Genomic DNA, 11,797 nt, shown 5'->3' with positions numbered 1-11,797 from the left:
TTGCTATCGGGAGTGCATTTGCAACAAATGCAATGAAAAATGTTGAACTAAATTCTACTGACCGTATAGGTCATTATGAATTAGATTCAGAGAATGAGTTTTCATGTGTTCAAACAAATATTACTTGTTCAACAATAAGTGATGGTCCAATTTGTACATGGTATGACGCTGTGAATAATCAGGAACGAACTCTTTATGAAAAAGATGAGTTAACAATGCAATGTCCAACTGTGTTGTATCAAAAGCAACCTTAATAGAAAAGCTGTCTCTGCAAGGAGACAGCTTGTTTTAATTTAGACCTTGTTTAATCCAATCAATATTTTTTGTGTCTTTAAGAAAATAGGATAACCAATTAAGGGATCTTATTGTTAAGTCTTTTTGGTTGGTTTTATCAGCTAAACTATGCCCATCTTTAGTGTAAAATAGAGCGATAGCTTGTTTATTATAGCGCCTTAATGCACCATATAAGTTCATAGTGTGTCTCCAAGGTACGTTTTCATCAAGATTCCCAGCCCATAATAGGATTGGAGTTTGAATATTTTGTGAGTAGTAAATAGGAGAATTTGCAAAGTATTCCTTTTGTTTTTCCGCATAGGGTCTTTTTAACTTATATTGAGCATCTTCTATTTTGGCATAGCTCATTCTATTTAAGTAGTAATTAAAACCATAGCTATCCACTATTAATTCCGAACGAGAGGATCCACTTATTGCTACTTTAAAGATATCAACTTGTGTAATAATATAGTTAACTAGATATCCACCGAAGGATTGTCCCATTATTCCAAGGTTTTCACTGTCAATTTGTTTTACTTTTTTTTGTACTTCTTGTATTGCTGCCTCAACGCATTCTAGAGCGGTAACTCCTGGACCTTTCTCACTAACATAAGTATCAGGCTCAAATACAAAATAACCTTGTTCTGTAAGTAGTGCATTGTTGTATCCTGTATCATTTTCAAGTTTAGGAATTCTAAATACATTTTGTAAATGATTTTGAGTTTCATATAAATGGGTAATCATAGGATATTTTTTTAATTCGGAAAAGTTCTTAGGGTAGTAGAGTATTCCTTTAAGTTGTTTACCTTGAACTGTCTTGAACTTAATTATCACTTGTTTTCTCCAATTAAATAAAGAGTCAGCAATAGAACTAGTTTTTACTATGCTTAGCTGCTTGTCTTTATAGGAATTTAATCTATAGGACATATTATAGTTTTCGGTTAAAAAACTAATTTGTTCTTTTTGATTAGACAATAGCACCTGAGTAATTTTATCTGAAGTACTTTCTATGATTGGTTTAATGATATTATTTTCATCTATTATGTGTAATGAGCTTCTATTATTACTTACGTTTAAGGTTTGTATTATTATGGACTTATTTAAATCGACTATTGCACTTGGTTTGAAGTTTGTGTCTAGGCTTGAGATAGATTGATGGTTTAGAATATTAATCTCTAAACTATTAATTGTCTCATTGTTAGTTAGTCTATTTAATCTCTGGCTATTAGTATCAAATAACCAGAGGTTTGAACTATTAGTGATTAGTACTTTGTTAGGATTTGTAGTCCAATAAAAATTTTGCTGATTTTCTAAATTGCTAATAGTTGTAGTCTTATTATTTTTTAAGTTGTATAAATGCCACTTGTTATTAGATTTATAAGCGAATTTATTTTTATCATTTGAAATTGTCAAAGCATAATTACTTAGAGAATCTAATAGCTTACTGTTTGAATTTTTAAGAATATTATGTTTGTATACTGATACGGTAGAGCTGTTTTTACTATAATCTTTATATGCTTTAGAATCATAGGTTAGATACTCATTGTTATTAATAAAACTTATAATTTCATTGTCTATTATAGGAGTTGTTTGCTTATTCTCGATGTTATATAAGAGATTATTGACAACAAAACTATCTCCCTTTAGAGTGTTTTTTTTAGCCTCTAAATTGTAATCATTAGTGTACCAAATGTCTACTATAGGACTTTGAGTTTTATGTAAGTAAAGGTATTTTATTAGGATGTTATTATCAGTCACAAATTCATAAGAAGTATTAATTAAGTTTTGATTTTGTTTTGTAGGTTCAATTCTAAAATATACCTTCTTCTTTAAATCAATATGTATTACCTCATTCCTGGTTGTCTTAACAATAAGATGATTCTGCTTATCGTCCCATATTGGATTGGATAAGGAATCTAATTGAAAAGAACCAGTTAAAGATGAGTTTTTTAGATTTTTAAGGTCTAATGAAAAGAATTGATCACCCTGTAAATACATCATCTGTTGCCTTGATGGAGAGATAAAGTATTGTTTTATTGATTTTTGTTCCCATTTTTTATCAATGTTATTTGATGTATCTAGAAGTAATGCAGTTTTCTGATCAGTTAGAATAAAGATTCTATTGTTAGCTATTATTTCAAAAGAATTTACTTGATCTATTACGGTCTGCTTATGATTTTGCAGATTCACTATATAGAGTTGATTTTTCTTTTGATAGGCTATCTTTATATCATCTATAAAATAGATGAAACCTGTGTCTTCAAAACAGATTTCTTTCTTTGTATCTGCGTTGCTTATACATCTTTTTACGAATTCATTATTTGTCTCTTGTGTAATTAACCATTTTCCACTGTTAGAAATACTAATATTTTGTAGTTTGAACCAAAGGGGACTAATACTTATAGAGTCTACTTGAGCCTTTGAGTTAGAAAAACTTAAAAGTAGAATAAGGTAAATTACTTTTTTTAGAATATTAGTATCCATCATTTTGAGGTAATAGATTATTATTTAAAGAGATTTCCTTTTCAGGATATGGCAACAGTCTGTGATTAGTTTTCCAATTAGGTTTAACCTTATTTAAGATATGGAGTTGATTATTTCTTTTTAAATCAAAGAAGCGATGTCCTTGTTCTGTAAAGAACTCTTTTTGACTTTCAATAAGCATTTCCTTTATACACTCTTCTTTAGTTAAAGTGTTTGGTAGAAGTGATATGTTGGCTCTTTTTTTTAAGAGGTTCAAATATTTAATTGCCTCGACTGTATTGTCTTGATATATCAATGACTCAATTAAAACAAAGTAAGCTTGCTCAACACGAAATACAATAGAGTATTCATCTGTATTATTGGAAATATTCTTGTATTTGTAGCTGTGATAAAAGGTCTTATTGTTACCACTTACTTCCCTTACCCAGTGTTTAAGACGTAGATCATTAATAGAAAAACTTTTGATCAGATCCTGGCTTAGAGCGTGGTTTGTAGGTGGTGTAATATTAAAATAGTATGTTCTTGCTTCCCAAGTGCTAAGACCAGAATTACTAGGAATAAGTTGCCAAATTGTACTCTTTGCATTGTTTTTAAAGACTTTTGTAATATCTGTTTCTAATGCAAATAATGGATTTGATGTAACTAAAGAACTTAAGTTCTGTGCTAAATCATATTTATGCTGAAGTAAATAGTTTTGAGCCAATAGAAGCTCTGCAGCAGCTTTATTGGGATAAATTCTATTTTGTTTTTCAAATGTATCACTTAAAATAGTTAAGCTATGCTTTAAATCTAATTCGATTAAGCTAAGCACTTGTAAATATGGCGTCTTTTTAATAATTATATTTGATTGATAATCAGTTGTAGTAGTATAAGGAATATCTCCAAATAGTTGTACAAGATTTTGATAGTAAATAGATCTAAGTAATAAGGCCTTTGCAATTAAGGGATCCTTGTCATTTATATTTAAATGCTTTGATAGAGTAACTCCTTGGATAAAGGAATTAATAGCATATATGTTTTTGTAAGAACTGTTCCAAAGAGAGTTAATAGTTGGATTATTTGCTCTAATTGAATTATTAAAAATATCAAAAGTTCCTAGACTAGAATTTATCTCACTAAAACTTGTTAGTTCATCAGTATACATTGACATAACAGTACCTAAACCAGTGCTTTGTCCTGTAAAAATGGAAGCATCTCGAAAATTTGAGTATAAAGTTGCTAATGCAGCTTTTGTTGTAGAGATATCTTTATAGATATCATCAGTTCCCATTTGATTATTTGGCATATCCACTTGGATAGCATTTTCACACGATGTACTTAATATTGGAAGTACAAATAGATATAGTATAAATAGATGTTTAGTTTTCATATTTTGCTTTTTAAAGAGTTAGTTGTAATCCAAAAGAGAATGTTCTTAGAACAGGAAGATTTCCTGGGTATATATTTTCAGGGTCCATTCCAAAATAATTAGTAAAGGTTAATAAGTTTTGACCTTGGGCATACAGACGTAACCTTGCCTTTGACAATGGGATATCATACCAAATATTAAGATTTTTTAGACGTAAATAGGAAGCATCACTTATAGCATGATCACTTTCTTGAATAAGTAAAAAATTGCTTAGAACATCACCTTTCATACCTGTTGAGAAGTAGGGAAACTCAGCATTAGGATTGTTTGTAGAGAAACTATTTAAAACTTCTATAGGTTGGTTTCTTGCCACACCTGGTAGGATCATTCGTTGAAAATAATTATAGCCTCTTTGCTTAACAAATTGAAATAAAAAATCCATTCCAAAATTTTTATAACTAATGCTATTTGATATTCCACCATGATATTTTACATTAACTTCTTGTATGCTTTGTTTATCCTCTAAAGGAGTGATTTTGCCATCTTGGTTAAAATCTTTAAATTTAAATTGACCTGTTGTAGGATCAATACCTTCATAGTGGTATAGTTTTAATACACTTATTGATTTACCTATAACATATCTATTTGCGTATGTGGAGTTTTCAAGATTTGGAAAAGAGACAAGTTTATTTTTGGGAAAAGAAATATTAAAACTTGTTGTCCACTTCCAAGAAGTAGATTTAATATTATTGGTGTTTAATGTAAACTCCCATCCTGAATTTTCTACTGTAGCGGCTGAGTTATTTATTATCTGATCAAACCCAGTTGTATACGGTAGAGGAGTACCTAGTAATTGGTTAGATGATCTGTTGTTATAGTATGCTATACTTGAGTTTATTGTTGAATTAAATAAACTCAGTTCCATTGCTATTTCTGCTTTGGTTGTCTTTTCCCAACTGAAATTAGGGTTGTATAGCCTTGATGGAATAAAGCCAACGATATCATCATACTTTGCCGAACCAGTAGAGTAAGTATCTAAGTATTGGTAATCTCCAATTTGATCACTACCTGTTATACCATAACTTGTTCTTATTTTTCCAAGGTCTAACCAAGAGATATCTTTTAAGACAGGTTCTTCTGAGAATAACCAAGCCGCACCAATAGCTCCGAAATTACCAAACTTGTAATTGTCTCCAAATCTAGAAGAGCCATCTCTTCTTCCTGTAAGATTGATAATATATTTATTGTCATAAGTATAATTGAGTCTTGTAAATGAACCTGAGTATTTATACTGCGTGTCAGTTAGCTGACGAATAGATTGAGAACTAGCGCTTGCTATATTGGTTATTTGTGAGTTAGAAGGAAATCCATAACCGTATAGATGTATAGCAGTTCGATTACTTGTTTGATAGGTTGTACCAATTAAAAAATTAAGACGATGTTTTCCATACTCTTTTGTCCACGATATTTGAGGTTCTAAAATATACGATTTAGAATTAGTATATGAAATTTGAGCTGTTGAATGAGCACTTGTTCTACCTAAGTTAGGATTATTTACTGTATGAGGGGTTAAATGACTTTCGTTGAAGTTATTTGTCGCTAACCCACTATTCAGTATTAAACTAATGTTATTGTGTAATTGATAGCTAATATTAGTATTGAAAACAAAAGCTGTATTTTCATAATTGTAACTTGCTTGTAATGCCGCTAAGGGATTATTAAATGTTCCATTTTCCCAATTCAAAGTACCGTCTTCTTTGTATAATTTTGGAGCATTAGGAACAAGACTTAATGCTGTTGAAGTAAGATCAGTTTGTATGAGTTCATTCTTTTGCCTCGAGTAGGTTGTTGCTGTTGCTATTTTTAGCTTATCTGTTGTATGATTAAAAGTAAAGCTTATATTATCTCTTTTAAAACCTTTATCTACTGGAAAAACAGTTGTTTGTTTATTGTGAGAAGCATTTAAGTTAAAGGATGTATTTTCACTCCCTCCACTTAAACCTAGTTCAGTATTGGTTGTAGTAGCTGTACCTCCAATTAACTCTTTTTGCCAATCTGTATATCTGTTTCTATCCCATGTTCCATTTATATCATAAGCGTTAGTAGGGTAAGTAGTAATGTTATCATTAATAAAGGCTTGTTCTCTCATTTGTAAGTATTGCTGAGTGTTTAATAACTTGGCAAAGTTTACTACTTTACTATTGGCAAGATAGTTTGAGAAGGTTAGTCTTACTTTTCCTTTTGTTCCTTTTTTGGTTGTTATTAAAACTACACCATTAGCTCCTTTTGAGCCATATATAGCTGTAGCATCGGCATCTTTTAAGATCTCGATACTTTCTATATCATTAGGATTAATTGAATTAAGAGGATTATTGTGACCTTGTAACAAAATAGTAGCAGATAATCCTGTACTTGAACTGCGGTCACTAGGCATATGTATACCATCAATTACATATAAAGGTACATTTGCCATGAATTGATTAGTGTTGCTTTGTAGACTGTTTTTACCACGTATTTGTATATCAATAGAGCTACCTGGGACACCTGATAATTGAGTAATACTAACACCTGCCATTCTTCCTTGTAAAGCTTGCAGAGGATTAGTCACTGGCTGAAACTCGATATCTTTAGCTGCTACTCGTGCTATACTACCTGTACGCTCTCGATCTTTAACAGTATAATATCCTGCATTAACTACAATCTCGTCAAGAGTATTATTATCCTCACTAAGTGTAATATTAAGAACATTACCACCCACAAAAACAATAGACTGATCTTTATACCCCATCATTGAAAAGGTTATCTTATCACCAGAAGTAATATTGATGGTGTATTTTCCTTCTAAATCAGTTGTAATTACTTTAGTCCCAACTGTCACTATAACACCCCCAAGAGCACCAAAGGAATCCTTTACAGTTCCTGTTAGTTTTATAGTTGGTTTTTGTTTTGTATCTTGTAGCAAGTCAGATACACTAAAAGACAAATGTTTATCATTTGATACGGCATAAATTGGACAGCTTAACAAGCCAACTAAAAAGAGTAGTGACAGAGCTATCCTATAACCAGTTATGGTTTTAAATTGAGTTTTCATAATGTTTATAATTGATTTGATATAAGACGCTTTTAAATCATTAAGATTTTTATTGCCGTAGTACTTAAATAAGCTATATATCAAAAGGTTAGTTAATTGGTAATTTATATTCTACATATTTTTTTAAAAAACTATCTCCAAGCTCTAAAGCACGTCTCCCAAAATGCAAACTAGAGCAAGGAGATAGTCATGGACTTTTAGCATGACTTAAAATCCCTTTAAGCCATACTTTTTGTTGTGTTTAAAATGCCTACTAAGGACTAAGCCTATAATTAACCACTAGGCTAAAGCCCTATAGCAAGCGGTTTTTCTCCATAATTAATAGTTTTAAAGGGTGATTAATAAATAGCACAGTAGGAGAGACTTATTTCATAGCTTTTTTCCTTACTAACTAATCTATATTGCCTTTTAGTCGAATGGATGAACGAGCTATATTTATGTGTGATAAAGGCAATAGTTATCCTGTACGCATCTAAAAACTGTTTTTAGACCTAGCGTAAAATGTGTTATAACTCTAACTAAATAGGTAATAGGGTAGCCATCCAACATTAAACAAGTAATGTCAAATTAATCTACAACGATAAGATTTAGTTAAACTAAAATGTAATCATAGGCTAAATGTGAGTTTAGTTACTAATTGGTTGTTTGTGATAAATAATTAATAATTGAAAAAATCTCGAATAGAACATTCGATAAGTCCATTAAGGATAGATAAGGTATTGTAAGCATTCATTATTAAAGCAACGAACACTAAACAAATCCACCTTTGTTTTAAACCTCTATATACCTAATTGGGAGACGGTATGAATAAGAGGTATGTAGTATGTTTAATATAAAGCGAAACTTAAGAATTTCAATAAAGTGAGAAGTAAATGACAATCCTATATAAAACAAGTTGGCATGGGTACTCACATTATCCAAACAGAGGTACTGGCATACCAAAACCATAGATAAGTGAGCCCATGCCTAGGTCATGGGCTAAGTTACTTATTTTCTCATGGTTTTATTTGAAAAGTGCCAGTTTTCTGTTAGAGAAATAAATAAGCTTTAGCTTATATTTTATATGTCATTAAGACTGTGTTTATACCTGTTTTGAAATTAGATATAATACAAATATAGTAAAAAAAACAAATGGAACGATATATCGTTCCATTTGTTTTTTTTATAAATGAGAATTTTATAAAAAAATAGGAAATGACCGAAAAAGAGAAATTAGGAGAAGGAATTAGAAAAATTAGAGAAATGGTGAAGAGTCCTGATTATAATAAGGATTTCATTTCTCAGCAAGAATTAGCTGATAATAGTATAAATCTTACAAAAAACTATGTAGGGCTTCTAGAGCGAGGACTGTCTAATCCTACTTTAGATAAATTAATAATTTTAGCAAAGGGATTAGATATGGAGAAAGTTACTATATTTAATGTAGAAATAGATGTAAACAAGTATATCTCTGAATGGTTAATTGCTAAAGAAGAACTCGAAAAAGCAAAAACACGTAAATAAAAGTAATCTCTGTTTTACTTTTATTTCTATTTATCACTAATCTTTAAAGTTCTATTCTCAATTTTCTGTTGTTTTCTCTCAACCCTTTTCTTTTCACTACAATAAAGAAAAAATGATAGAACACTAAAAAGGATTAAAATGTAAGCTAACCATTTACCTAAGCGTTCTATGAAACGAATAAATACAGAGGCTTCAAAACTTGAGAAACCTTCTAAACCAGCTACATTTCGACGATAGAATTTTCTTCTATTTATCCAATATATGAGTCCAAATCCAATGATTATGGATAAAATTGCGAATACTAATAAAAAAGTAGGCATTAGAATCTTTTTTAAATATTGATTGATATTGTGTTTAGCTACTAATTTAGTAAATTTATATTGTTCTCATTTAGAGAATTATATATTCATTTATAAAATATCTTACCATGCTAAAATCAATGGATTCTCTTTTTCACTTTACAAAAGATTTAGATGTATTGTTTTCTATTCTAACTACTGGATTTACAGGAAGCTTTTGTAAGGAAGTATTTAAATACGGTGATTCAGAAATAGAGCAATATGTTCCCAAAATATCATTTTGTGATATTACTGAAAATACATTAAGTCAATACAAGAATTATGGTAACTATGGAATAGGTATAAATAAAACTTGGGCTAAAGAGAACAAATTAAATCCTGTTTTATATTTAGAGAATCATTCTTTGATTTCAAAATCTTTTATAAATGGGTTTAATAGTAGTAGAATGGCATATAACTTTGTTGGAGATATAAATAGGGAGATAGGACAAGCTTGGCATGCAAGTCAGAGTATTATGAAAAATGATTTGTCTTTGTTTGAAAGAAATACTTTGATAGCGAAAGAATACAATGATAAACTAAAAGCAACATTAAATACTTTAAATTACCATACTTATAGTTTGTTATATATAAAACCATATGATGGTCATTTATCAAGACAAGGAGGTTCAGAACACTATTGTTTTTACGATGAACGTGAATGGTGTTATGTGCCTGAAATGAATGAGTTTTTAAGTAAATACAATATAAATAAAGAGGAATATATTGAATGGAGAGGAAATTTTAATGAAAATAAACGTCTTCTGGATGATTTAAAATTGAATTTTAAATTTACAGATATAACGCATCTATTAGTAAAAGATGAGTCAGATGTAACAGAGCTTGAAAATAAAATAGACCAGTTAGATAATTCAATAATAAGTATAAGTATTGAAGATAAAGAACGATTGAAATCTTTAATTAAGATTTTTTAAAATAGAATTTATTTACCCATTGGCAGAGCTTGGCAGATTTATTCTGCCAAGCTTTGTTGCTTTGTAATGTTAGCTAACAAATTTAATTAATCTATTAAATTCTAACATTATGAATATAGATCGCACAGAATTCCTTTTATGGATGGAGCGTATTATGACACGCTTCGATCATTTGTCAGAACATATCAAAGACCTGCCTATAAAAACTCAAACTATAGATGGAGAAGAGCTTTTAGACAGTCAAGATGTAATGGAACTTTTTAAAATAAGTCCCCGTTCCTTACAACGTTACCGCTCAGACGGTAAACTCCCTTATTATACCATTAGTGGAAAACTCTACTACAAGCGCTCCGATGTCAATCAGTTTATCAGAGAATGTTTTAAACATCCTGTACGCAAGAAGAAGTAAATAACGGCTAAAAGCCAAGAGTGACCTTTAAAGCATACTATTTACTAACCTGGCTCTCTTAGCTTTAGTTTTAAGTTTTTAATCATTTAAAACTATGTATTATGAGTACAGAAACCACCCAAAGGCAAGTAGAGCACGATGTGCTTCTTGTTAATGACAAAACAAAGAATAAGATTCAAGTAGTAAAGGGATTAGATAAAGATGGAAAGCTTGAAACAGTGCCAGCTACTAAAAAGAATCAAAATCAATTTTTAAAAGTTGATCGTAACGGAGATTTCTTTTCCAACTTCTTTTCTAATTTTTTCAGCCAACTTAAAAACCCAACTCAGTTTACTTTCTTTAGAGTTCCGGAGCTTTTGACCATTAAGATGGCTAATCAAATGCAGAAGGAACTTAATCAATCAGGACCTACTCACGAGCTGTTTTTAAAGCACCAAATAACAGAGATTGGAAACGCGCCAAAGAAAGAAAACAAAGTAGCTGAACCAACAAAAGAAGAGGGGCAATATAGTTCTAACAAGTTTGATATTAAAGATATTGATTGGGATTCACTATCAAGACTTGGCCTATCAAAAGAGAAGCTTCAAGAAATGGATCTTTTGGAACCACTTTTACAAGGCTATAAAACCAAGGATTTAGTAGCTGTGAACTTAGACTTAGGTTCTGCGGTGTTTTCTTTGGATGCAAGACTATCTCTACAAAAGAACGAAGAGGGTAAGGTGGTCATGGCACTAGAAGGTGTAAAGAAATACCCAAATCTCAATGTGCCACTTTATGGACATGAGTTTTCCAAACAAGACAAGCACAACCTTTTAAAAACTGGTAATATGGGTAGGGTAGTGGAGCTTACCCATCCAACAACAAAGGAAAAGATTCCATCAGTTGTGAGCGTGGACAGGCTCACCAATAATTTAGTTGTTACTAGAGTTGAAAAGATGCAATTACCACAAGAGGTAAAAGGCATTGTTTTAAGTGAAGAGCAGCTTCAGACTTTAAAAGATGGTAAACCGCTACTTGTAGAGGGCATGACCTCTGCCAAGGGAAATCTTTTTAATGCAGAAATTCAGTTTAACGCAGCTAAAGGTCATATTGAGTTTTTGTTTGACAATACCAATAAACAAAGTAAGAGCCAAACACAAAACCAATCCCAACTGTCAGATGATTTGAAAACCTTTAGAGGTAAAGAACTCACCGAAAAACAGCAAAGCGACTTATTGGAAGGCAAGGCTATTTACATTAAAGATTTGTTGGATAAAAGAGGTAATCCTTATCAAGGATATGTGACGTACAACAAAGAAACTAAACAAGCTGATTTTTCGTTTCAAAATCCAAACAAGCAAGAACCGTCAAAAGCTCAATCGCAGTCAGAAAAACAAGCGGATGAGCCAAAGAAAAGCAAAGGACGTAAAATGTAAA

General features: G+C 30.9%; 9 protein-coding genes. 5 read left to right on the top strand and 4 right to left on the bottom strand.

The window, feature by feature from the left end; translation table 11 throughout:
- A partial coding sequence (locus MODO_RS19405) for a hypothetical protein (protein WP_059051480.1) occupies positions 1-254 on the top strand: 254 nt, incomplete at its 5' end.
- A 34-nt stretch (positions 255-288) separates the two neighbouring features.
- Here MODO_RS19405 and MODO_RS17040 read toward each other — a convergent pair.
- From MODO_RS17040 to MODO_RS17030, 3 genes are read right to left on the bottom strand one after another with little or no spacing between them, the layout of a single operon-like run.
- Positions 289-2,757, bottom strand: a complete 2,469-nt coding sequence (locus MODO_RS17040; RefSeq protein WP_162264457.1) for an alpha/beta hydrolase family protein — start codon at positions 2,755-2,757, stop codon at positions 289-291.
- Positions 2,747-4,126, bottom strand: coding sequence for a RagB/SusD family nutrient uptake outer membrane protein (locus MODO_RS17035; protein WP_059051476.1), 1,380 nt, complete (start codon positions 4,124-4,126; stop codon positions 2,747-2,749). The genes MODO_RS17040 and MODO_RS17035 overlap by 11 nt, the downstream gene beginning before the upstream one ends.
- A gap of 10 nt (positions 4,127-4,136) precedes the next feature.
- A complete protein-coding gene (locus MODO_RS17030; protein WP_059051474.1) occupies positions 4,137-7,196 on the bottom strand; it encodes a SusC/RagA family TonB-linked outer membrane protein in 3,060 nt (1,019 codons plus the stop codon).
- A gap of 1,194 nt (positions 7,197-8,390) precedes the next feature.
- On the opposite strand from MODO_RS17030, the gene MODO_RS17025 reads away from it, so the two are divergent.
- Complete coding sequence (locus MODO_RS17025; protein ID WP_059051550.1) at positions 8,391-8,699, top strand: helix-turn-helix domain-containing protein; 309 nt, start codon at positions 8,391-8,393, stop codon at positions 8,697-8,699.
- 26 nt (positions 8,700-8,725) lie between these two features.
- On the opposite strand, the gene MODO_RS17020 is transcribed toward MODO_RS17025, so the two are convergent.
- A complete protein-coding gene (locus tag MODO_RS17020; protein ID WP_059051548.1) occupies positions 8,726-9,019 on the bottom strand; it encodes a hypothetical protein in 294 nt (97 codons plus the stop codon).
- A 107-nt stretch (positions 9,020-9,126) separates the two neighbouring features.
- On the opposite strand from MODO_RS17020, the gene MODO_RS17015 reads away from it, so the two are divergent.
- The 3 genes from MODO_RS17015 (at position 9,127) to MODO_RS17005 (ending at position 11,796) form a co-directional block, all read left to right on the top strand.
- On the top strand, positions 9,127-9,972 hold the full coding sequence (locus MODO_RS17015) for an abortive infection system antitoxin AbiGi family protein (RefSeq protein ID WP_081316897.1): 846 nt from the start codon (positions 9,127-9,129) through the stop codon (positions 9,970-9,972).
- A gap of 109 nt (positions 9,973-10,081) precedes the next feature.
- Positions 10,082-10,381, top strand: a complete 300-nt coding sequence (locus tag MODO_RS17010) for a helix-turn-helix domain-containing protein (RefSeq protein WP_059051544.1) — start codon at positions 10,082-10,084, stop codon at positions 10,379-10,381.
- Between the two features lie 101 nt (positions 10,382-10,482).
- Positions 10,483-11,796, top strand: a complete 1,314-nt coding sequence (locus MODO_RS17005) for a DUF3945 domain-containing protein (protein WP_059051542.1) — start codon at positions 10,483-10,485, stop codon at positions 11,794-11,796.
- Position 11,797: the final 1 nt, after the last annotated feature.

Origin of the sequence: Myroides odoratimimus, from assembly GCF_001485415.1 — a bacterium.
Classification (GTDB): Bacteria; Bacteroidota; Bacteroidia; order Flavobacteriales; family Flavobacteriaceae; genus Flavobacterium; species Flavobacterium odoratimimum.
This window is presented reverse-complemented; position numbering and strand designations above follow the sequence as displayed.